This is a genomic window from Pseudarthrobacter sp. S6, from assembly GCF_050156575.1.
In the GTDB taxonomy this organism is placed as follows: Bacteria; Actinomycetota; Actinomycetes; order Actinomycetales; family Micrococcaceae; genus Arthrobacter.
The window spans coordinates 1,004,374-1,026,204 of sequence record NZ_CP189581.1 but is presented as its reverse complement, the minus strand read 5'-3'; the positions used below and the strand labels follow the sequence as shown (position 1 = coordinate 1,026,204).

Below are 21,831 nucleotides of genomic sequence, written 5' to 3'. Positions count from 1 at the left end.
CTGTCAGGACTGCTTGACCAGCGCCGCTTCGACGTTGATCTTTACCTTGTCGCTGACCAGCAGGCCGCCGGCTTCCAGGGCAGCGTTCCAGGTCAGGCCGAACTCCTTGCGGCTAATCTCGCACTCCGCGGAGAACCCTGCGCGGGTGGCACCAAACGGGTCCACGGCTACCCCGGAGAACTCAACCTCCAGCTCCACCGGCTTGGTGATTCCGCGGATGGTGAGATCGCCAGTGAGCGTGTAATCCTCGCCGTCGCCCTCTACCGAGGTGGCACGGAACGTCATCTCGGGGTACTTCTCCACATCGAAGAAGTCCGCCCCCTTCACGTGTCCGTCGCGGTTGGCGTCGCCGGAATCGAAGCTGGCCGTTTTGACCGTGGCGTGAAGCGAAGCCTCGGCCAGGGATGAGCCAACGCGGGCTTCGGCCGAGGCGTCCGTGAAACGTCCGCGGACCTTGCTGATACCCGCGTGCCGGACAGTGAAGCCGATCTCGCTGTGCGACATGTCCAGGGTCCAGACGCCCGAGGTAAGGCCTGAAGGTAGGGTCACTTTCGCATCTCCTTGGTGGGAAACAGTGGGGTGGAAACCGGCCAGGACGGCCGGTTTCCACACTGCTTCACTCCGGAGTTTTTGTCCAGATACTGACCCAAAATCCGCCCGCAGATACGGTTACATGGTCAAAAACTCAGCGGGGGACGCGTGCGGTCAGTTGATGGTGATGTCCCGCGTGCGGTGATCGTAGCGGATGGTGACCGTGCCGCCGTCGTGGTGCAGTTCGTGGTTGGGGCCATCGAACGTGCCGAATGCGCCGTAGTTCTCGTCCCACGAACGGTTCAGCGCGATCTTGAAGGTGTAAGAGCCGGCAGGCAGGTCGGCGCTGATCTTCCACAGCTGATCCAGGGCATCGAGCGTCAGCTGGGCTTCGTCGTACTGCGGGGCCCAGTTCTCCGGCGCGCCCAAAATGGTGTTGAAGTCGCCGGCAACCGCTACAGCCTCGGGCTGGGGGAAAGTCTCCACAGCTGAAGCTTCGGCCCTGGGCGCAGCCTTAGCCGCAGTTTTGGGTGCTGCCTTGCGTGCGCGGACGGCCTTGACCACAGGCTCCACGGCGTCCTCAATGGCGACTTCGATTGCTTTGGCGGCCTTCCCGACGGCGTCGGCGGCCTTCTTGGCGGGAGTCAGCTTCGCCGGGGCCTTCTTGGCGGGTGCCGCCTTCGCTGCTGGCGCAGGGGCCGGGGCCGGCGGAATGGCGACGTCGGCAGGAACCGGAGTGCCGGCGTCGAGCGCCGTGGCGAACGAATCCGCATCGGGGAAGGCCACCGTGGCGCGCATGCCGTCATCGGTGATGGTCCAGCCGGAACGGCCCTTGACCAGCCAGCCGGCCTTGACCAGCTTGGCCGTGGCGGAGGTGAGCGTCTTGTGTCCACGCGGGATGCCGCCGCTGAGCAGCGTGGCCTCGTGTTCACTGAACGGCACGCGCGCAGTGGCTTCCGCCAGAACCTCGCCAGCGTTGAGTGAACCGCCGGACCAGACGCCTTCCGTCAGGACGTGCAGCACGGTCTTGAGTCGGAGGTCGGTGTTATCTGCGATGGACTTGGCCATTTTTCCCCTTGCATAATGCGATCTGTCACTAGGCATCCTGCCAAGTCCCTGTTAAATCGCGCGACTTTAATTGGTTAACTCTGCGTGTCGTGACCGACTATGACGCGGATTACAGCAGAAGTGAGGCAGGAGTCTCGGCTAGGAGGCTGTTTACTCAACCCTGGAGCGCAAATTCCGGGTATCGCCGGACTCTTTCCGGCCGCTCTCGCGCACCAGTCTAGCGAGCAGGGCAGACCGGAGCTAGCCGAGAGCTAGCCGGCGTTCAGCTCGTCCAGAAGCTCGGCTTTGCGCTCCTCGGAGGCGAACGACGAATGGATGGAATTGGCCGCCAACCGTGCCATGTCGAAGTCTGAAACGTCAAAAACGGCCTTCAGCTGGGAGAAGTTGTCGTCCACGTACCCACCGAAGTACGCCGGATCGTCCGAGTTCACGGAGACGTTGAGCCCGGCGGCGAGCATGGCCGGCAACGGATGGTCCGCCAGGGTGTCCACGGCACGCAGCCGGACGTTCGAGAGCGGGCAGACCGTCAGCGGAATCCGGTCCGCCACCAGCCGCTCCACCAGTTCGGGGTCCTCCATGCATCGGATGCCGTGGTCAATCCGTTCCACTCCGAGGATGTCCAGAGCGTCGATGATGTACGACGGCGGCCCCTCCTCGCCTGCGTGGGCGGTCAGCCGCAGGCCCGCTTCGCGTGCTTTGGCGAACAACCGCTCGAATTTGGCCGGCGGGTTGCCCACCTCAGCGGAATCCAGACCGATGGCCGCGATGGGGGCGTTCATGGCAAGCAGGCCGTCCAGGACTTCCAGCGCGGATTCCTCGGACAGGTCCCGCAGGAACGCGGCGATCAGGAGGGTGGATATGCCAAAGTCCTCCTGGGAGGTGGCCAGGGCCGACGCCACGCCGTTGACGCAGGTTTCAAGGCTGACACCGCGGGAGAGGTGGGCCTGCGGGTCCATCATGATCTCCGCGTGCCGGACCCCTGCAGCGGCGGCGCGGGCCAGGTAGGCGCTGGTCATATCCGCGAAGTCCTGTTCGGTCTGCAGCACCGCCATGTTGGCGTAGTACAGGTTCAGGAAGGACTGCAGGTCACTGAACTCGTACAGTCCGCGGAGCTCCTCCAGGCCGGAGTACGGCAGGGTCATGCCGTTCCGCTCGGCCAGTTCGAAGATCAGCTCCGGCTGCAGAGTGCCCTCAATGTGCAGGTGCAGTTCCGCGACGGGCAGGAGCTGCGCCGCTTCCGTCTCCGGCAGGTCCGTCGCCGAAGGCTCTGTCCCTAAAAGTCCCGTCCCAGGCACTTCCGTGGCTGGTAGTCCCGTCTGTGGAAGCGGATCGGCCTGTGGCAGCGGATCGGCGGCTGTGTCCCTGTTGTTGTCCATCGGGTCAGGATATCGCCCGCCGGCCGGTTCCCGGCTAGAGTCGGATCGATGCGGAACCCTCAACAGGCTGACGATCTTTCCCTTCCCACTCCCGGCCATCTGGCGGACGGCTTCGTCCGGGTCCGGGGCGCGCGGGAGAACAACCTGCGGAACGTGGACGTGGATGTGCCCCGCGACTCCATTGTGGCTTTCACGGGGGTCTCCGGCTCGGGAAAGTCCTCCCTCGCTTTCGGCACCATCTACGCCGAAGCCCAGCGCCGCTACTTCGAATCCGTGGCCCCCTATGCACGCCGCCTCATTCAGCAGGGCCACAACCCCAAGGTGGAGATGATCTCCGGGCTGCCACCCGCCGTCGCGCTTCAACAGCGCCGCGGCGCCCCCAGCAGCCGCTCCACCGTGGGCACAGTGACCACGCTCTCCAATTCACTTCGCATGCTGTTTTCCCGGGCGGGCACTTACCCGGCCAGTGCCGAGCAGCTGGACTCCGACGCGTTTTCGCCGAACACCGCGGCGGGCGCCTGCCCTGAATGCCACGGACTGGGGGTGGCGCACACCGTCAGCGAGGAATCCCTGGTCCCGGACGCCAACCTGACCATCCGGGAAGGGGCCATCGCGGCGTGGCCCGGCGCCTGGCAGGGCAAGAACCTCCGCGACATCCTCAGCCACCTGGGCTACGACGTGGACGTGCCCTGGCGGAAGCTGCCCAGGAAGCATCGCGACTGGATCCTGTTCACGGACGAGCAGCCCGTTGTGGAAGTCACGCCGGAGCGGGACCGCGTGGCCAAGCCATACAAGGGTCGCTTCTGGAGCGCCAAAAGCTACGTCCTGCACACCCTGGCGGACTCCCAGAGCGCCGCCATGCGCGAACGCGTCCTGGCGTTTATGGAGTCCGGACCGTGTCCGCGCTGCGGCGGCACCGGGCTCCGGCCCGAAGCCCTCGCGGTCTCCTTCGGCGGCCACAATATCGCAGCCCTCAACGCCACGCCGATGGCGGAGCTCGCCGAAATCATCCGCCCCACCGCCGGGCTCAAGGAAGCCGGGACCGCGTCACGGCGGCAGTCCTCCGGCGAGGAAAACGAGGTGGCAGTGGCCATCACCGCCGATCTCCTGCAGCGCATCACCGTGCTCCTGGATCTGGGCCTCGGATACCTGGCGCTGGGCCGTGTCACTCCCACTCTCTCCCCCGGCGAGATGCAGCGGCTCCGGATCGCCACCCAGCTCAGGTCTGGACTGTTCGGCGTGATCTACGTGCTCGACGAACCGTCCGCCGGCCTCCATCCGGCCGACGCCGAACCGCTCCTGGCGGTCCTGGACCAGCTCAAAGCGTCCGGCAACTCGGTGTTTGTGGTGGAGCACAACATGGACGTGGTCCGCCGGGCCGACTGGCTGGTGGACGTTGGTCCCCGCGCCGGAGAAGGCGGCGGCGAGGTGCTTTACAGCGGGCCGGTTGACGGGCTCGCGGCCATCGAAGCGTCAGTCACGCGGCCCTTCCTGTTCAACGACGGCGTGGCGCGCGGCAACGGGTCGCGCGGCAACGGAGGGCCCCGAGGAGCTTCCGACGGCGGCACGGCACCTCGGGCGGGCGGCGCACCACATGCCGGCGACGCCCGGGAGCCCGACGGCTGGCTGGAACTCGCCGGGATTACCCGGCATAACCTCAAGGACCTGGATGCGCGGTTCCCGCTGGGCGTCCTGACGGCAGTCACGGGTGTGTCCGGCTCCGGTAAGTCCACCCTGGTGACGCATGTCCTCGGCGAAGTTGTGGGATCCGGGCTGAAGAACCACCAGGCCCCGCAGCTGTCCGAACCTGATGATGCGGGCCCAGCCACGGCGTTGTCCGTGGGACGGGTCAGCGGCGCGGAACGGATCGACAGGCTGGTCACTGTGGACCAGAAACCCATCGGGCGAACCCCCCGCTCCAACCTCGCTACCTACACTGGCCTGTTCGACGCGGTGCGCAAGGAATTCGCGGCCACGGAGCAGGCCAGGGCTTGCGGGTTCGGCGCCGGGCGGTTCTCCTTCAACGTGGCCGGAGGCCGCTGCGAAACCTGCCAGGGCGAAGGCTTTGTGGCAGTTGAACTGCTGTTCCTCCCGGGCAGCTACGGGCCGTGCCCTGAGTGCGACGGGTCCCGTTACAACCCCGAAACCCTGGAGGTGACGTACCGGGGCAAGAATGTGGCGGAAGTGCTGCGCCTGACGGTGGATGCGGCCACCACGTTCCTGGCCGACGTTCCGGCCGCGGCCCGCAGCCTGAAGAGCCTCGGGGACGTGGGCCTGGGCTATCTCCGGCTGGGCCAGCCCGCCACGGAGCTTTCCGGCGGCGAGGCCCAGCGCATCAAGCTGGCCACCGAGCTGCAGCGAGCCCAGCGGGGACATACCCTCTACCTCCTGGACGAGCCCACCACCGGGCTCCACCCCGCCGACGTCGAACTCCTGATGGCCCAGCTCCACGGCCTGGTGGACAGCGGCAACACCGTGGTGGTGGTAGAGCACGAAATGGCCGTTGTGGCGGCTGCGGACTGGGTCATTGACCTTGGCCCTTCCGGCGGGGACGCCGGCGGCCGGATTGTCGCCACCGGCACCGCCGCCGACGTCGCGGGTTCCACCGCCAGCCGGACCGCGCCCTACCTGGCCGCCGCGCTTCCCCAGCCGGTCACCAGCTGACCACCAGAAATCATCTCGGTTTGATAACGGGCCAGCGATGTCCTAGCGTGAAATGTAAGCCCGTTCTTCGGGCGACATGAATGCCCGGTGCTGCCTCCACCAGAACTGCCCGGCCGGCAGACACCGAAAATTGACCTCTATATCGTCAGGGGCGGGCAGTGGCGCAATAACCTCCGGGGACGGACCGAGCGCTGGTGGCCTTTAGGAGCATCCCACCATGAACAACACCACCATCCGTACTGCCGCACGCCGTGGAGTAGCCGTCGCCGCCATTTCCGCAGCCGGCCTTGCACTCTCCGTCACCGCAGCCAACGCGGCCACCGACGGCGCAACCTGGGACTCGCTGGCGCAATGTGAAAGCGGCGGAAACTGGGCCACAAATACCGGCAACGGCTACTCGGGCGGCCTGCAGTTCAGCGCCACAACCTGGGCTGCCTACGGCGGCACCGGTTCCGCGGCCGATGCCAGCCGTGAACAGCAGATCGCCGTGGCCGAACAGGTCCAGGCATCGCAGGGCTGGGGAGCGTGGCCGTCCTGCGCCGCGGAGCTCGGCCTGAGCGGCGGAGGGGGCACGACGGCGGTAACCCCCCAAAGCGCGCCAGTCCAGAGTGCGCCGGTCCAGAGTGCGCCGGCGCAGGCCCCGGTGGAGCAAGCTCCTGCCGTACAGGTCCCCGCTGATGCCGTCACCGCTCCGCAGCACGCCGCGCCCGTGGAACTGAGCGGCGAGACCTACACGCTCGAGCCCGGCGACACCTTGAGCACGGTCGCCGACAAGCTGGGCGTCGAGGGCGGCTGGCAGAGCCTCGCGGACGCCAACATGGACACGATTGCCAACCCGGACCTCGTGTTCTCCGGGCAAGTCCTCCAGCTTCCCGCCTAAGCTTCAACATTTTCCGCGGAAACCGCACTTTCCCCCCAGACCGACTTTCCGCGGAAACAGCAAAACCCGGCAGCAGCAACGCCGGGAACCAACGACGCCGGAGCGCCCCTCACTGGGGAGCTCCGGCGTCGTCCGTTGTGTTCTGACTGGAGGGCAGGCGCCTGACGTTCCTGGCCGCCAGCCCGCGTTCTGTTACCTTAGGCTGCTGCCTTTGCGGCCGGAATCTCTCGGATGATGCGGACCTTCCACGCGGCGTCGTCGCTGGTGTCCAGCAGGGCCACCGTGCCGTGGGCGAGGTTCAATGCCACCCGCTTGGCCGCCAGGAGTTCGAGGTAGAGGTGCTCGTTCATGCGGCTGGGGGTATCAATCATGTACTTCACGGCGTCGCGGACCTTGCGGTAGTTGGCGCTCTTCTCGCGGTGCAGGTGAAGTTCCAGCATCTGGCGCTGGCGCACTTTGGGCTCGTGCTTGTTGAGCCAGGAGACGGCAAGGTGCACACCGATCACCAGCGCGAGCGAAACGGCGTAGATCCACCAGCCGCTGGACATCAGGAACAGGGGCAGGTTGCCGATGGCCACGAGCGCGATCACGATCCGCAGCGCAACGATCCGGCGAAGGGTCAGGGCAACGGAGGCCATGGCCGCACGAAAACCGTGCTGCTCAGTCCGCGCCGCGGCCGGGTCAAGGGTAAATTCATCAAGGACCAGGATGCCCTTGGCCTCCGGATCCAGCATCTGCCCGAACTTGGGCACAAACAGCTGCGTTGAACCGGTGGTCACAGCAGGAGAAATTGTCATTGGGGGCTTCCGGGACGGTGGGGCGTTTCGGTGATCCTAGTGGCTGGCGATACCCGCTGTATGTATTGGTCCACTATGTGAACTATTTCGTTGCGCCTTTGTGGTTCCAGGACCCCGCCACCGGGCATGCGCGTGTGGCGCCGGGCACTGCAATTGGCACATCCGCCGCCTGCCGTCAGACTGAAGGGATGCAAACCTTCCTTCCGTATCCCGATTTCCGGCAGAGTGCCGCAGCACTGGACACCGCCAGGCTTGGCAAGCAGCGTGTTGAGGCGCTGCAGACCCTCCGGGCTCTGGTGATTCCCGAGTACGGCTGGTTGGACCACCCCGCCGTCCGCATGTGGATGGGCCACGTTCCGGCGCTCACCATGTACGGCCTGGCGATGGTGGACGAATGGACCTCCCGCGGCCATGCGGACAATACCCGCGCCAACATCACCGAGTTCGCGCCCCAGGCAGCACACCCGGAGTACGCGGCCAAGATTCCGCTGCCGGAGTGGCTCGGCAACCCCGATTTCCACCTGAGCCACCGCGCGAAGCTGCTCCGCAAGGAACCAAAGTTCTACAAGACGGTGTTTCCTGACGCCGACCTGGACCTGGACTTCATTTGGCCTGAGCCCAAGCACGAGTTCTATCCGGCAGAACCCGACGGCGACATCCTCTGGATTCTCCGCGACCCGCACGCAGAAATCGATCCGCAGACGCTGGATACCGTGGCACTGCCTCCGATCCGCCGCGCCGGCGCTGTTGCACCCGCCGCACCTGAGGATGGCTACTCCCCCGTTTACGTCGACGACGGCTCCCGCCGCCCGTCCAAGCAGCCGCGCAAGCTGCCGCCCAAGCAGCTCGTGAAGAAGCCCACCCGCAAGCGCCAGGCGCAGGAGGAAGCGTTCGCCACCCTCCCCGGCAAGACCACCGTTGCCGTTTCATTTGAGGACGGCACCAAGTTCGCCGTCGGGCAGGTGCTGGGCCGTCCCATCACGCTCGACGACGGCCGGTTCGGCCGCACATTCGGCGTCACCGAGGTAATTGACCGGTCCGCGTTCGATTACCCCGCGCTTTTGCAGGACCCCCGAGTGTTCTTCCCGATTACCGCTCTCTGAGGCACCACGCCCGGCCTCTCGCCCCTGAGGAGGCCTGCCTGCTCCCCGCGCGCGACTTTTCGCCTAAAGTAGGCCTCGAGTGCTGTCAGTAGGCACCAACGGGCTTGGGGGCGAAAATGGGGGCAGGCGGCGGCGCGGCTGAGCAGGCGCGGATGGCGGCGGAACGAGCGGCCAAACTGCGACGGCAACTCGAGCACGCAGAACGGGCGGAACGGGCGTGGGCCGCGGGTGCCGCGGGTGAAGCCCGTGTTGCGGCGATCCTGGAAACGTTGCAGCCCCAGGGCTGGATGGCCCTTCATGACGTGCATTGGCCCGGACGCCCCAAAGCCAATCTGGACCATGTCCTGATAGGCCCGGGCGGCGTTATCGTGATCGATGCAAAGAACTGGTCCGGTGACGTCCAGATCCGGAGCGGCGTCCTGCGGCAAAACGGTTACTCACGCGAGAGTGAAGTCTCCGGGGTGGTAGAGCAGTGCTCAGCGGTGGCAGCCCTCCTGGAACCGCGGCACCGCCGCTACGTTCAAGCGTGGCTGTGCATGGTTGGACAACCCGATCTGCAGGGCACCACCGCCAGCGGTGCGCGGGTCCAGGGCATCGACACCGTATGCCGCGCCATAGGTGCTGTGCCGGCCGTGCTTGATGCGAACACAGTCGAAGCCATTCACCAATTCCTGACCAACCTGCTTGCCGGAACGTCAAGTCCACCGCTTCTAACCACTGGAAGTGTTCCGACTGGGCCTTCGGATATCATGCATGCTGCAGGCCCTGCCACATCCTTGGCACGGTGGCGCACTGCACGCGACCCCTCCGATGACCCACGCACCATACGCCCTCCAGTTAGCGCTCGACCAAAGCCTGCACGCAGGAAAAGGACGAGCTGCCTGGGGGTGCTCTTTCGGCTGGCACTGATCATTGTCGCTCTCGGTGTGCTCTCCAACGTGCTCTCACAACTTTCGCACCAGCCGCAGAGAGTCCCGGTTCCCGCGCCAGCGGTAGTTTCCACCCTTCCAGCGCCCTGATCAAGCCGCGAATGCGAGTCACGACGGTGGGAGTGGCAGACTTTCACCATGACGATTCTCTTGGCCGGCTGCGGCGATCTGGGCACCGAAGCGGGCCTGCGCTTCGCCGCGGCCGGACACCGGGTGGTGGGCTGGCGCCGTTCGCCCGAGAAACTTCCATCTGCGATCGAAGGCGTGGCAGCGGACCTGGGCTCCACGGACCTACCCACCGTCCCGGCGGACGCTACGGCCGTCGTCGTGGCCGTAGCGGCCGACTCACCCACGGAAGCGGCCTACCGGGCCGCCTATGTGGACGGGCTGACGCACGTCCTGGACGCCCTGGAGCGCGACGGCGTGACGCCACGCCGGGTACTTTTTGTGTCCTCCACCGCTGTTTACGGGGACGCCGCCGGTGGCTGGGTTGACGAGAGTACGACGGCGGCGCCTGGCAGTTTCTCGGGACGCATCCTCCTCGAAGCGGAGGAACTCCTGGTTTCGCGGTTGCGCGGCACGGGCACTTCGCCCGTTGTGCTGCGGCTTGGCGGGATTTATGGTCCGGGCCGGACCCGTTTGATTGATCAGGTCCGCGGGGGGAATGCCGTGGTTCCCGACGAGCCACGCTTTACCAACCGGATCCACCGGGACGACGCCGCTGCTGCGATGGTGCGCCTGACCTGCATGGAAGCTATGCCCGCGGCGGTATATGTCGGTGTGGACAACTCTCCCGCCGAACTTGGCGACGTCCTGCGGTTCCTGGCCGCCGAAATGGGCTATCCGGAACCGCCAGTCGGTCCGGCAGGCGAAGCCCGCGGGGGCAACAAACGCTGCAGCAACGCGCTGCTTCGGTCCACGGGTTTCCAGTTCGCCTATCCAACCTTCCGTGAGGGCTACCGCGAGGTCTTTGCCGGAACTGGAGTCCGCCACCCGTAGGCTGCTGTCGTAAGGCACCTCTTCCAAGGGGTGGCAGGCACGTTACACACGAGGAGCAGGGTGGATTTCCAGCAGATCATCGAGGCCGTGGGTAAATTCATGGACTTGGCGGGGGTATCCGTGATGGTTATCGGCGCTGTGGTGTCCATTCCGATGGCCCTACGCGGTTATCAGCCGCGAAAACTGCCGGCCGGGGCCGAGAAGCTGACGGTATACCGCGCTTATCGGCAACTGCTGGGGCGGTCCATCCTGCTGGGCCTGGAGCTCCTGGTGGCCGCCGACATCATCCGGACGGTAGCCGTGACGCCCACCTTCGAGAGCGTCGGGGTGTTGGCCATCATCGTCCTCATCCGTACGTTCCTGAGCTTCTCGCTGGAGCTGGAAATCACGGGACGATGGCCGTGGCAGAAAGCACCCGCGGGTACGGCGCGAACGGACGCATAAGCCCCCACCAGCGGAAAGACAGTAAGGAGGACAGCAGTAGTGATGATTTCCCACGCGAACGAGCTGGATCCTTGGCCGGAGGCGCCCCAACTACCGGGGCCCATCATCATGGACCAGCGTTGGACTGATGCCTTGTTCCTGCACTGGCGTCTGCCTGAAGCCGAGGCAGCACACTTCATGCCGCCCGGGGTGGTACCTGACGTCTTCGACGGCTCGTCGTGGGTGGGCCTGATAGGTTTCCGCATGCGGAAGGCCGGGCTCGGCAGCGGTCCCGCGATACCCTTCTTCGGGGACTTCAACGAGATCAATGTCCGTCTTTACTCCCGAGAACCGGATGGCACCCGAGGCGTGGTGTTCCTGAGCCTGGACGCCAACCGGCTCGCTGTGGTCCTGGCGGCCCGGGCGGCGGGAATCCCCTACGTCTGGTCCCGCGCGGGCTTCCGTCGGTCGGCGATAGATGACTCCATCGGCTTCACTGTCCGCCGGTTCAGGGACGGGGCCCGGAGCGACTTCGGCGCCGTACCCGATTTGGACACCGTCGCTGCCGATCCGCTGTCCGTTCACCTGACAGCGAGGTTCGGCCTCCACACCACCATCGGGCGCCGCACGCTGTACGTTCCCAACACGCATGCGGCGTGGCCCCTTCACCGGGCCGAGGTGACAAGACTCAACGACGAATTGATCAGCGCCGCCGGAATCAATGTGTCCGGTCCCCCTGACTCTGTCCTCTTCTCCCCCGGAGTTCGGACCCAGTTCGGGCGCCCCCGCGTGCTGCTTCCTTAGCAGCTTTGGCTGGCCCCGCCGCTACCGGTGCTAGGCGTCCAGCCAGCATGACAGATTACTTGCCGAGGCCGGCCTTGCGAAGCGCCTCAGCCATGGCTGTATCGACAGGAGCCGGAATGCTGGCCTGAGGCCGATTGTCGGGACGTTTGCCGGACGATCCCCGTCCCGGTTCAACGTTCTGGCTGCGGGGGCGGGGCCCACCGGAGGCGCCGGGCCGTCGCGCGCCGCCGGAGCCGCTGTCACGGTCGCCTGCGTTCCGCCCGCCACGCTGGCCCTCGTTTCCCCGCTGGTTGCCGCCCGAGGGCGGCAGCTCGTCGTCGAGCCTCAACGTCAGGGAAATTCGTTTCCGCTCCGGATCGGCCTCCAGCACCTTCACGCGCACAACCTGCCCCGACTTGACCACTTCGCGCGGGTCGGAGATGAAGCGGTTGGCCAGGGCGGACACGTGTATAAGGCCGTCCTGGTGCACTCCCAGGTCAACGAAGGCGCCGAACGCAGCAACGTTGGTCACCGTCCCCTCGAGCACCATGCCGGGCTTGAGGTCGGAGATTTTTTCGATGCCCTCGGAGAACGTCGCCGCGGCAAAGGCTGGCCGCGGGTCGCGGCCGGGCTTGTCCAGCTCGGCCAGGATGTCCTGGACGGTGGGAAGGCCAAACGTTCCGTCCACGAAGGCCCGCGGGTCCAGGGACGACGCCGGCGCAGAGCCAGCCGCAACCAGGATTTTCCGGGCAATCGGATACGCCTCGGGGTGCACGCTCGACGCGTCCAAAGGTTCTGCTCCCCCGGTGATCCGCAGGAAGCCTGCGCACTGCTCAAACGCCTTCGCACCCAGTCGGGGCACCTTCTTCAGTTCGCTGCGCTTGGCAAACGGCCCGTGTTCGTTCCGGTAGGCCACAATGTTCTCGCTCAGCAACGGCCCTACGCCGGCCACACGGCTCAGCAGCGCCGGCGACGCCGTGTTCACGTCAACGCCGACAGCGTTCACGCAGTCCTCGACCACCGCGTCCAGGCTGCGGTCCAGCTTCGCTGCAGTGACGTCGTGCTGGTACTGCCCCACGCCGATGGACTTGGGATCGATCTTCACCAATTCCGCCAGCGGGTCCTGCAGCCGCCGCGCAATGGAAACGGCCCCGCGCAGGGACACATCCATACCCGGCAGCTCCGCCGAGGCGAGCGCCGACGCAGAGTACACCGACGCCCCAGCCTCGGAAACCACCAGTTTCTGCAGTTTCGCATCCGCCGCCGGCAGCAGCTTGATCAGTTCCGCGGACAGCTTGTCAGTCTCCCGGGATGCTGTTCCGTTGCCGATGGCCACCAGTTCTACCTTGTGCTTCCGGGACAGCCGCACCAACGTTGCGAGGGCCTCGTCCCACTTCCGGGCAGGCGCGTGCGGGTACACGGTGTCGGTGGCCACCACTTTGCCCGTGCCGTCCACAACGGCAACTTTCACGCCGGTCCGCAGTCCGGGGTCCAGCCCAAGAGTGGCGCGGTTTCCAGCGGGTGCCGCCAGGAGGACGTCGCGCAGGTTGGCGGCGAACACCCGGACAGCCTCGTCCTCTGCGGCCGTGAACAGCCTTCCCCGGAGGTCGGCAGTCAGCCGGGCCAGCACGCGCGAGCGCCAGGCAAGCTGCGCGGTCTGGATCAGCCACGAATCGGCGGGACGGCCGCGGTCGGCGACCCCGAGGCACCTGGCCACGGCCGATTCGTAACGGGAACGCGCGGCGGCCAGGGCGTCGTCGTCGTTCGGATCCGCCTCGGCGAGATCCAGCTCCAGGACGCCGTCCTTCTCACCGCGCAACAGCGCAAGCACGCGGTGCGAGGGCATCCCGGTGGGCGCCTGGGCGAAGTCAAAGTAGTCGGCGAATTTCTGCCCGTCGGACTCCTTGCCCTTTTTGACCCGCGACACCATCCGCCCCTGCGTCCACAGCCGCTCGCGCAGAGTCGCCGCGAGGTCCGGATCCTGCGCAACCCGCTCGACCAGGATGGAACGGGCGCCGGCGAGCGCGGCGGACGCGTCATCAATGGAGTGTTCGGCACTCAGGTACCTGGCAGCCTCGCGTTCCGGGTCCAGCTCGGGACGCTTCAGTAGGGCATCAGCGAGCGGCTCCAGCCCGGCTTCGCGGGCAATCTGGGCCTTGGTGCGGCGCTTGGATTTGAACGGAAGGTAGATGTCCTCCAACCGGGACTTGGTGTCCGCGGCAAGGATCGCTGCCTGCAGTTCGGGGGTCAGCATCCCCTGCGCGGCAATCGCTTCGAGGACAGTACGACGGCGGTCCTCAAGTTCGCGGAGGTAGCGCAGGCGTTCGTCGAGCTCGCGCAGCTGCGTGTCATCGAGCGTCCCGGTGGCTTCCTTGCGGTACCGGGCGATGAACGGAACGGTGGACCCGCCGTCGAGCAGGTCTACTGCAGCCTTGACCTGCCAGGTCTTCACGGCAAGCTCGGCGGCGATCTGGGCATGGATGGCGCCGTCCGGAGTGGAGGCAGACGAGGAGGCGGACGGGACGTGCGGGAGTTGGGTCACCTGAACATTTTGCCCTACGGGCCTGATGGTCTCCAGCGACGCTCTGCCGGGCAGCCGGCCGGGGTATTCCGCTCCGGGCCGCGAAGTGCTGTAGTTGATATGCCGCCACAGGCAATCACTTCGAGGAAGAGGCCCACCATGCGGGAACTGCTCATCGTCTTTCAGGAAGGATTCGACGAGGCCAACATCACCGTCATGGTCAACGGCAAGGAGGTCCGCCGCGATATGGGGGTGTCCACCAACCCGCTGCTGGGGGAAGCCTATGAAACATCCGTGGAGCTTCCCGCGAAAGGGGCGCAGGTAGGTGTGGAAGTCACCAACCGGGGCCTGAAAGCCATCACCAAAGTCAGCGGAAAGCCCAAAAGCCTGCTCGTCTCCATTCAGGATGACAAGCTGGTGATGCGCGAGGGGACGGGCCGGGAGGCGTACCTATAATTTTCCTAGCAATAATCCATTCGCTGGAGTATTCTGAAGTTACCGCTCAGCACTTGTGAATCTGGGCGGGCCAACGTAGAAAATGAGCCAAAACAGCCGTCGGATGGCCTATTGGCGCGGGCTGCCGGGACAGCACACCGAGCAGCCAACGACGGCGGCACCTAAGCCGGGTGCCGCCGTCGTCGTTAAGCTCCGGTCAAGGCGAAAATTGACCGCTAAGCCGAATACGCGGGGTAATCCGTGTAGCCTATGGAGCCGTCAGCATAGAAGGTGGACGGGTCCGGCTCGTTCAGCGGAAGGCTTTCCTTCCAGCGACGCGCGAGGTCCGGGTTGGCAATGGCGGGCCGCCCCACCACCACCGCGTCCGCATGTCCGTCGGCCACCAGCGCGGCTGCTTCCTCACGGGTGGTGATGGTGCCAAAGCCGGAGTTCACCAGGAAGGTGCCGTTGAAGCGCGCCCGGAGATCCTGGACCAGCTCGCTGGTGGGCTCGTGGTGCAGGATGCTGACGTAGGCGAGGTTGAGCGGCGCAATGCTGTCCACCAGCACCTCGTACGTGGCGCGGACATCGTCCGCATCCGTTTCGGCGATGCCCTGGACACTGTGCTCCGGCGAGATGCGGATACCCACGCGGTTCGCACCCACGGCGGCCACCACGGCGTTGACCGTTTCAATCACAAAGCGGGCTCGCTTTTCCGGCGAACCGCCGTAGCTGTCGTCCCGGACGTTGGAGTTCGGAGCCAGGAATTCGTGGAGAAGGTAGCCGTTGGCCGAGTGCAGCTCCACGCCGTCGAATCCTGCTTCAATGGCGTTGACCGAGCCGGCGACGATTTCCTGCATCACAACGGGCAACTCGTCGGTGGTCAATGCGTGCGGGACGGGGTATGGCTGCTTGCCGGACGGCGTGCGGACCTCACCCTCGATGGCAACAGCACTCGGACCAACGATGGTGTGGCCGCCGGTGATGTCCGCGTGGGAAACCCGCCCGCCGTGCATGATCTGCGCGAAAATCCGGCCGCCTTCAGCGTGCACCGCGTCGGTGACCTTCTTCCAGGCAGCAATCTGCTCCGTGGTGACCAGACCGGGCTGACCCGGGTAGGAGCGTCCTGCGGGGCTGGGGTACGTGCCCTCGCTGACGATGAGTCCCAGTGAGGCGCGCTGCCGGTAATGCTCCACGACCAGGGCACCCGGAACACCGTCCTCGCCTGAGCGGAGGCGGGTCAGGGGCGCCATGACCAGGCGGTTGGGCAGTTCAAGCTCGCCAAGAGTCAAGGGGGAAAACAGCATGCGCAGTTCCTTTCGAGGTGAATTGGTACTGCTGTGCCCAACTGCCCGGCGCGTGCAAGTATTCCGATGGAGGCGCGGATCACTCTTTGCGGGGGCGGCTTCGAGGGTTTCCCGGCGCCGTTGCCAGCCGTCTCAGTCGCGTCGTCGGAGGCGTCCTATCGGGGCGATGCGATGCCCGGGCATCCCTGACCCTGCGGGTTCTCGTTGCAGTCGTCGGCATAGTTCCGTGTGATGGACCGCCAGACGCTGATGGGCTGCGGTGGTGCGCTGAACTGGCCTTGGCCCGGTATAGGCAGCGGTGGTCCGTTGTTCACGGAATACGTGCCTTGGAAGGACGCTGTGAGGACAACCTGGAAGTCGCCCGTGTCCGCGTAGACGTGGCTTGTTCGGGTCTTTTCACCCCAGCGGTCCTGGGGCAGCGGCCCACCCATGGAAGGCTGCGGGCCGAAGACGGTTCCGTCTCCGTAGTTCCAGGTGTACTGAACCGGCGTCGCGACAACGTGCACCTTCTGCCCGAACATCGTCACGTCGAACTGTTGCTCGGACGCGTCCGCGTAGAAGTTCGTCTCAGCACCGCGGAGCGTGTTTGGGCTGGGCTGCGCGACAACGGCTCCGGCGTTGATCGGGAGGCTCTCGAACTGCTGTTGGATCTGAGCGGCTATTTGTTCCAGGACGTCGACAGGTTTTTCATCATAGATGCAGGTCGGGCCCGCAAAAAAACTCCAAACACGCGGAGTAAACTCTGCAAGCGATCTGTACCAGTTGACGCTCCGCCCATTATCGCCTGCTGTGCAAGCGATATCCGGTCCCGCGCAATTTGAGCCATCCAGAGTCGGATCCGTCCGGCAAACGTGCTTATACATGTACACGTAAGGATCATCGTCTACTCCTATGGGAGTTTCAGTCCACGCACCTGAGCCCGGATCCTGATACCAACCACCAACATTCGCGCCGGCCCCTCCCCAGTCACCTTTGACAGAAGTCTCAGCGCGAGCAGGGGAAACTGTCGGAACGTATAGCAGGATGACGAACAGCATTAAGAACCCGCAGCGGGCAATTGTTTTCATTATTCATTGACCAGGTGCTCAACAGTTTTGGCAGTCCAGACACCAGCCTCGTATCCGGCAACCATTATGTCGCCGATCGCAGGCTTGCTCTCCGTTGTCTCATCAAGAGACCTGTCGGCGCGGTAGTAGGAAAGCGGCTCCTGCCGCACCTGAATCAAGACTTGATATTCCCCGGGCGCAACCTCGAGAAACTTCGTTTGCGCACCCTCAACGACCATGCGCCCGCCGGCGATCCACTGGCCGCCCGAGTGCCAGCCCTCGACGACCTCTTTCACTCGAGCGCAACTAACGCATGTTGGGCTTGAAATACTCTCCAGCGGCTTCATGTCGCCGGTCTCATAGGCGTAAGTCAGAGTGGCATACCAGTGTCTGGCGAACGCCTCCAGCCCCTCTTTCGTCTCCGTCTTTGCGACCTCGGGCAACACCGGCACCGGCACATTCTGAGCACGGCCGCTAGCCGAAGCCGGCACATAGACCGGAGTCGCCGTCGGGGTTGGGCTGGGGCTAGGGCTGGCCGTGGAGCTCGCGGTCGGAGCCTCGGACGAGGTGCCCCCAGGATCGCCACCCGGGTTACATCCGGTCAAAAGCAAAGCGGACACGGCAACAGCAGCAACAAAGTGCATGCGCAAACGCCTGGCCGTGGAAGTGATGTGCGATGTCATGGGCAGCTAATCCCCCGATAGTTTCAAGACGTTTCGCTCCGAACAATGACCTTAAGGGTAGCCCAGGACACATTTGAGCGATGAAAGTTATCCACAGCCACCCGCCATCGGTTCTACCACCGCCAAGGACCAATAAAAAGTCACACGGACAATCGCACGCCAGGACCCTGGTGCAGAATCTCCGCGCCAAAACCCTAGAATTCTTCTACCGAACGTAGAAGAATGGCGTGCATGATGTTTACGCACGCAGATGGCAACCCCGTTCTTGAGCTCGACGACGAGCAGTCCTGGAAACTCCTGGACGCAACAAAGCACGGCCGGCTGGTGGTCTCTGTGGCCGGCGAACCGGATATCTTTCCCGTCAACTACCTGACCTCGGACCGGAAAATCTACCTCCGCACCGCGCCAGGCAACAAGCTGGCGCAGCTCACCATCAACTCCCGCGTGCTGCTCGAAACGGACGGTATTCTCTCAGATGAGGCGTGGTCGGTAGTCCTCCGGGGCACGGCGCGCGTCCTGGCCAACTCAACGGAGCTCGCCGCCGTCGAGGAAATTGGCCTGAAATCCTGGGTGCCGACGCTAAAGGATTTCTACGTGGAAATCGTGCCGACGTCCGTCAGCGGCCGCCATTTTGAACTGGGCGACCAGCCGGAGCGCGAAATCTAGGAGCTCCTAGACTGGAATCATGGCGGACATGCTCACTCCCGAGCAGCGCAGCTGGAACATGTCCCGCATCAAGGGCACGAACACCAAGCCGGAACTGCTGGTGCGCCGCCTCCTCCACGCCAAAGGCTACCGCTACCGCCTGCACGGCAAGGCAGGCAAAAGTCGACTGCCCGGTCGCCCGGACCTGGTATTCGCAGGCCGTCGAAAGGTCATCTTCATCAACGGCTGCTTCTGGCACTTCCACCACTGCCGGGTAGGCCAGCACGCGCCAAAAGCGAACGCCGCCTTCTGGCAAGCCAAGCGCACCCGCACCAGAAACCGCGACGCCGACCAGCGCCAACAGTTGATGGCCGCCGGCTGGGAGGTCCTCACCGTGTGGGAGTGCGAGTTGAAGGACGGCTCCGCCCTCGAAGCCCACCTTGTGGAGTTCCTCGGTGCCCGGCAAGCCGACGCCAGACAAGCCCACAGCAGGCAAACAATGCCAGCCGGAAGTTGAGGCAATCTTGAGCCTTTGCCGCCTCGCGAATTGATCGGCACCAGCAAAGATGAGCTCCTATGAAAAACCCGCATTTTCCTCAGGAATCCCGCAGTCCTTGTCCCGGACGGCTGCATCTTCAGGGAACAGATTTACGCTGAAAGTGGACACAAACCCAAGTCACAGCCCCCTACCCGGGCGGCAGTCGCGAGCGGAAGGGACGGACATGGCTCCATCCGACGACGCAGGGCGCCCCCTGGTAGATCCCTCCGTCCTTGACCGGCTACGCGTCGAACTCGACGAAGACGAGGGCTACTGCAGCATGTTCGTGGGAAACTTCATCGACTGCCTGCCGTTGCGGATCGGCAAGCTGCGGCTCGCTCTCACCACGGGAGACCTGGACGGGGCGGTGGACGCGGTCCTGAGCCTCAAGACTTCGAGCCAAATGGTGGGCGCCGAACGGCTGGCGGGGCTGGCCATGGCCCTTGAACGTTCCATCCGGGAAGAGTCACCGCGCGCGGAACCATCCGTTGCACTGCCGCAACTGGCCGCCAACTACCTCCGGCCGATCAACCAGTGCAGCCGCCAGACCCTGTACCGGCTCCAGGCTCAGCGCCCGCCTGGTGCCAACCGGTAACCCACACCGCGGACCGTCTGCAGCCAGCGCGGTTGCTGCGGTGAATCACCAAGCTTCTTCCGGAGGTTGCCCATGTGCACCTCCACCGAACGTTCGTCCGCTTCGCTGATGTAACTTCCGACGTCGTAATCCTCGTCCCGGAGCCGACGCACCAAATCCGATTTGGTCCGGACAGTCCGGCCCGCCTCGAGCAAGGCATAGAGGAGTTCAAACTCCGTCCGCGTCAGGTTGAGCTCCTGGCCGTCCACAGCGACAGACCGTGAGGCGTAGTTCAGATCCAAGCCATTGTGGCTGTAATGACCGTTTCCGCTGCCAGTGCCGAGGTCGACCGGGCGATCAGATACTGGAGGGGCGCTCTCCCCCGCGTCCGGAAGCGCTCGGGGGCGGCGCATCATCGCCGCGATCCGCGCGCGGAGCTCACGTGGGCGGAAGGGCTTGGTGAGGTAGTCGTCAGCCCCGGACTCGAGGCCGATCAAAGTGTCCAGTTCTTCAGCCCGTGCCGTGAGCATCACTATGTAGGCATCCGAAAACTCGCGGATCTGGCGGGAGACCTCGAATCCGTCGATATCCGGCAGTCCCAAATCAAGTGTTATGACGTCTGGATTCAAGGTTCTGGCAGCCTTGACCCCTTCGAATCCGCTGCCCGCCACTGTGACGTCAAAACCCGCCTGCGTCAGGACCGCCCGTACCAACTCCCGGATATCCTGATCGTCTTCGATGACCAGACCAACTCGTGCTTCACTCATACCAGTCCCCTCAACCAGCTTGACAACGTGAGAAGTATAGCCCGCTGCCGATATCCTGCTGGTATGTATTCCCCTATCCTCCCACTTCAGGCCGACGTTCATGACTGAACCCGCAACGTGGGCCGCGGGCCACCTTAGGTTTTTCCGGAAACCCTTCCATGAATACCGGCTGACGGAAAGAGTTGCCCTCAGCCAAATGCCGCTTTTCATAACCACACTGCTGGCCGTGGTCCTCGTGTCGGCGTTTTTCCCCCGGACCATGGACAACGCGCTATTCGTGGCGTTCCTCTTCTCCCAGCTGGCCCTCATGGTGCTGTGCTACGTGGTGCCGTGGGACCGCCTGCCGTACACTAGCTTCCTGGTTGTCCCGCTGTTGGATTTCGCCTCCATCGGCGTGGGCCGGGAAGGCGGGCAGGAGAGCCTGGCCGGAATCAGTCTGTTGGCAGTCTTCCCCGTCATCTGGCTATGTGCCTCAGGCTACTATCCCCGGACTTCCCTGTGGTTGTCCTTCTTCGTGCCATTGGCCATGATCTGGGTTCCGCTGCTGATTCGCCTAGATGTGTCTGGCCCTACCCTGGTCAAGCCCCTTCTCCTCCCTGTCATGATGCTCGGAATCGGCGTATCAGTCAGCGTGTTGACCCTGAGCATGACGCGGCAGCAACGGATCCTGGAAGAGAAAGATAAACAGCTCCAAGCCAGCCTGCTCGGCACCAGGAGACAGGAGGCTTTACTCAACTCCGTTCTGGACACTGTGCACCTGGGCGTCCTCGCCGTCGACGCAGACGGCCACGACATCCTGATGAACCGGAAACAGCGCGCCAACCACGAACTGGCCCGCCCAAAGGACATCGATGATCCGAACGAGTCCCAGCTGCTGGTCTTCGCCGCGGACCGTACCACCCCTGTCCCGGTGGAGGACCGACCTGTGCGCAGGGCTGTCCTCGGCGAGACCTTCACCGACTACCTTGTCTGGCTGGGCGCAGGCACGGAACAGCGGGCCATCACTACGAGCGCCCGGGCCATGACGGACCCGGACGGAACGTTCGCCGGCTCGGTAATCGTGTTCAGCGACGTGACAGACCTGGTGGACGCCCTGGCGGCCAAGGATGATTTCGTCGCCAGCGTGTCCCACGAATTCAGGACCCCGCTGACCTCCATCCTGGGCTACGTGGAACTCCTCCTGGAGGACGATCCCGGCAACGACCAACTGGAACCGCTGAACATCATCAGGCGCAATTCTGAACGGCTTCTCACCTTGGTGTCCGACCTCCTAGCCACCAGAAACGGGCAACTGATCGTGACCCCACACGCCGTCGACGTCGCTGAACTGGTGCGTGCCAGCGTGTCCGCCGCGATGCCCAGGGCCGACGTCTCCCGCGTGGCGCTGACAGCCGACACGCCAGCGCGGCTGGATGCCCATGTGGACGGCCCCCGCATCTCCCAGGTGCTGGACAATCTGGTCTCCAACGCGATCAAATATTCGCCCGACGGCGGGAACGTGGTGGTGTCGTTGGAGCACGACGACGGCCACCTCGCCTGCCGGGTCAGTGATACGGGCATGGGCATGAGCGCCAACGACCAGGCCCAGGTGTTCGCCAAGTTCTTCCGGACCAGCAACGTCCGCCATACATCGATTCCCGGTGTAGGCCTGGGCCTGCCCATCAGCAAGGCCATCGTGGAAGCCCACGGCGGAACCATCCAGGTGGAAAGCAAACTGGGACAGGGCACCACGTTCACGTTCCGGATGCCGGTCTAGGTTTCC

The 21,831-nt window shown here is 64.7% G+C and carries 21 protein-coding genes; 12 read left to right on the top strand and 9 right to left on the bottom strand.

The window, feature by feature from the left end:
• Window positions 1-3 precede the first annotated feature (3 nt).
• The 3 genes from ACQCS0_RS05015 to ACQCS0_RS05005 all read right to left on the bottom strand — a co-directional run bounded on the left by ACQCS0_RS05015 (window position 4) and on the right by ACQCS0_RS05005 (window position 2,975).
• Window positions 4-549, bottom strand: coding sequence for a YceI family protein (locus ACQCS0_RS05015; RefSeq protein ID WP_354154144.1), 546 nt, complete (start codon window positions 547-549; stop codon window positions 4-6).
• Window positions 550-705: 156 nt separating this feature from the next.
• Window positions 706-1,599 (bottom strand): glycosidase, encoded by an 894-nt coding sequence (locus ACQCS0_RS05010; RefSeq protein WP_354154145.1) that lies wholly within the window; start codon window positions 1,597-1,599, stop codon window positions 706-708.
• 251 nt (window positions 1,600-1,850) lie between these two features.
• Complete coding sequence (locus ACQCS0_RS05005; RefSeq protein ID WP_354154146.1) at window positions 1,851-2,975, bottom strand: adenosine deaminase; 1,125 nt, start codon at window positions 2,973-2,975, stop codon at window positions 1,851-1,853.
• Between the two features lie 48 nt (window positions 2,976-3,023).
• Here ACQCS0_RS05005 and ACQCS0_RS05000 point away from each other — a divergent pair, with 48 nt between their 5' ends.
• Together ACQCS0_RS05000 and ACQCS0_RS04995 are read left to right on the top strand one after the other, a co-directional pair.
• Complete coding sequence (locus ACQCS0_RS05000; RefSeq protein ID WP_354154147.1) at window positions 3,024-5,639, top strand: excinuclease ABC subunit UvrA; 2,616 nt, start codon at window positions 3,024-3,026, stop codon at window positions 5,637-5,639.
• Window positions 5,640-5,856: 217 nt separating this feature from the next.
• Window positions 5,857-6,519, top strand: coding sequence for a transglycosylase family protein (locus tag ACQCS0_RS04995; protein WP_354154148.1), 663 nt, complete (start codon window positions 5,857-5,859; stop codon window positions 6,517-6,519).
• Window positions 6,520-6,716: 197 nt separating this feature from the next.
• Here ACQCS0_RS04995 and ACQCS0_RS04990 read toward each other — a convergent pair whose 3' ends face one another.
• On the bottom strand, window positions 6,717-7,253 hold the full coding sequence (locus ACQCS0_RS04990) for a hypothetical protein (protein ID WP_354183889.1): 537 nt from the start codon (window positions 7,251-7,253) through the stop codon (window positions 6,717-6,719).
• Between the two features lie 251 nt (window positions 7,254-7,504).
• Between ACQCS0_RS04990 and ACQCS0_RS04985 the strand changes: the two genes are divergently transcribed.
• The 5 genes from ACQCS0_RS04985 to ACQCS0_RS04965 all read left to right on the top strand — a co-directional run bounded on the left by ACQCS0_RS04985 (window position 7,505) and on the right by ACQCS0_RS04965 (window position 11,574).
• The gene (locus ACQCS0_RS04985) at window positions 7,505-8,419 is read left to right on the top strand and encodes an MSMEG_6728 family protein (protein ID WP_354154150.1); all 915 of its coding nucleotides are present in this window, start codon (window positions 7,505-7,507) and stop codon (window positions 8,417-8,419) included.
• 116 nt (window positions 8,420-8,535) lie between these two features.
• Window positions 8,536-9,438 carry a nuclease-related domain-containing protein gene (locus ACQCS0_RS04980; protein ID WP_354222592.1) on the top strand — a complete coding sequence of 301 codons (903 nt, stop codon included), beginning with the start codon at window positions 8,536-8,538 and terminating at the stop codon, window positions 9,436-9,438.
• 48 nt (window positions 9,439-9,486) lie between these two features.
• Window positions 9,487-10,347: an NAD-dependent epimerase/dehydratase family protein gene (locus tag ACQCS0_RS04975; RefSeq protein WP_354154151.1), complete on the top strand. Its 861-nt coding sequence runs from the start codon at window positions 9,487-9,489 to the stop codon at window positions 10,345-10,347.
• Window positions 10,348-10,407: 60 nt separating this feature from the next.
• Entirely contained in the window at window positions 10,408-10,791 is a 384-nt protein-coding gene (locus tag ACQCS0_RS04970) for a DUF1622 domain-containing protein (RefSeq protein ID WP_282330909.1), read from the top strand.
• 42 nt (window positions 10,792-10,833) lie between these two features.
• The gene (locus ACQCS0_RS04965) at window positions 10,834-11,574 is read left to right on the top strand and encodes a DUF2071 domain-containing protein (protein ID WP_354154223.1); all 741 of its coding nucleotides are present in this window, start codon (window positions 10,834-10,836) and stop codon (window positions 11,572-11,574) included.
• 55 nt (window positions 11,575-11,629) lie between these two features.
• On the opposite strand, the gene ACQCS0_RS04960 is transcribed toward ACQCS0_RS04965, so the two are convergent.
• On the bottom strand, window positions 11,630-14,095 hold the full coding sequence (locus ACQCS0_RS04960) for a Tex-like N-terminal domain-containing protein (protein WP_354154152.1): 2,466 nt from the start codon (window positions 14,093-14,095) through the stop codon (window positions 11,630-11,632).
• A 138-nt stretch (window positions 14,096-14,233) separates the two neighbouring features.
• Here ACQCS0_RS04960 and ACQCS0_RS04955 point away from each other — a divergent pair, with 138 nt between their 5' ends.
• The gene (locus tag ACQCS0_RS04955; RefSeq protein WP_354154153.1) at window positions 14,234-14,530 is read left to right on the top strand and encodes a hypothetical protein; all 297 of its coding nucleotides are present in this window, start codon (window positions 14,234-14,236) and stop codon (window positions 14,528-14,530) included.
• 215 nt (window positions 14,531-14,745) lie between these two features.
• Here ACQCS0_RS04955 and ACQCS0_RS04950 read toward each other — a convergent pair whose 3' ends face one another.
• The 3 genes from ACQCS0_RS04950 to ACQCS0_RS04940 all read right to left on the bottom strand — a co-directional run bounded on the left by ACQCS0_RS04950 (window position 14,746) and on the right by ACQCS0_RS04940 (window position 17,506).
• Window positions 14,746-15,816 (bottom strand): alkene reductase, encoded by a 1,071-nt coding sequence (locus tag ACQCS0_RS04950; RefSeq protein WP_354154154.1) that lies wholly within the window; start codon window positions 15,814-15,816, stop codon window positions 14,746-14,748.
• A gap of 155 nt (window positions 15,817-15,971) precedes the next feature.
• On the bottom strand, window positions 15,972-16,883 hold the full coding sequence (locus ACQCS0_RS04945) for a PKD domain-containing protein (protein WP_426940042.1): 912 nt from the start codon (window positions 16,881-16,883) through the stop codon (window positions 15,972-15,974).
• Complete coding sequence (locus ACQCS0_RS04940; RefSeq protein ID WP_354222700.1) at window positions 16,883-17,506, bottom strand: DUF6318 family protein; 624 nt, start codon at window positions 17,504-17,506, stop codon at window positions 16,883-16,885. The genes ACQCS0_RS04945 and ACQCS0_RS04940 overlap by 1 nt, the downstream gene beginning before the upstream one ends.
• A gap of 270 nt (window positions 17,507-17,776) precedes the next feature.
• Here ACQCS0_RS04940 and ACQCS0_RS04935 point away from each other — a divergent pair, with 270 nt between their 5' ends.
• From ACQCS0_RS04935 to ACQCS0_RS04925, 3 genes are all read left to right on the top strand, one after another.
• Entirely contained in the window at window positions 17,777-18,211 is a 435-nt protein-coding gene (locus tag ACQCS0_RS04935; RefSeq protein ID WP_354154157.1) for a pyridoxamine 5'-phosphate oxidase family protein, read from the top strand.
• A 19-nt stretch (window positions 18,212-18,230) separates the two neighbouring features.
• Window positions 18,231-18,707, top strand: a complete 477-nt coding sequence (locus ACQCS0_RS04930; protein WP_354154158.1) for a very short patch repair endonuclease — start codon at window positions 18,231-18,233, stop codon at window positions 18,705-18,707.
• Between the two features lie 205 nt (window positions 18,708-18,912).
• Window positions 18,913-19,323 (top strand): Hpt domain-containing protein, encoded by a 411-nt coding sequence (locus ACQCS0_RS04925; RefSeq protein ID WP_354154159.1) that lies wholly within the window; start codon window positions 18,913-18,915, stop codon window positions 19,321-19,323.
• Here ACQCS0_RS04925 and ACQCS0_RS04920 read toward each other — a convergent pair.
• A complete protein-coding gene (locus ACQCS0_RS04920) occupies window positions 19,296-20,069 on the bottom strand; it encodes a response regulator transcription factor (protein WP_354154160.1) in 774 nt (257 codons plus the stop codon). The genes ACQCS0_RS04925 and ACQCS0_RS04920 overlap by 28 nt on opposite strands.
• 100 nt (window positions 20,070-20,169) lie before the next feature.
• Between ACQCS0_RS04920 and ACQCS0_RS04915 the strand changes: the two genes are divergently transcribed.
• On the top strand, window positions 20,170-21,825 hold the full coding sequence (locus ACQCS0_RS04915; RefSeq protein ID WP_354154161.1) for a HAMP domain-containing sensor histidine kinase: 1,656 nt from the start codon (window positions 20,170-20,172) through the stop codon (window positions 21,823-21,825).
• The last annotated feature ends 6 nt before the right edge of the window (window positions 21,826-21,831 follow it).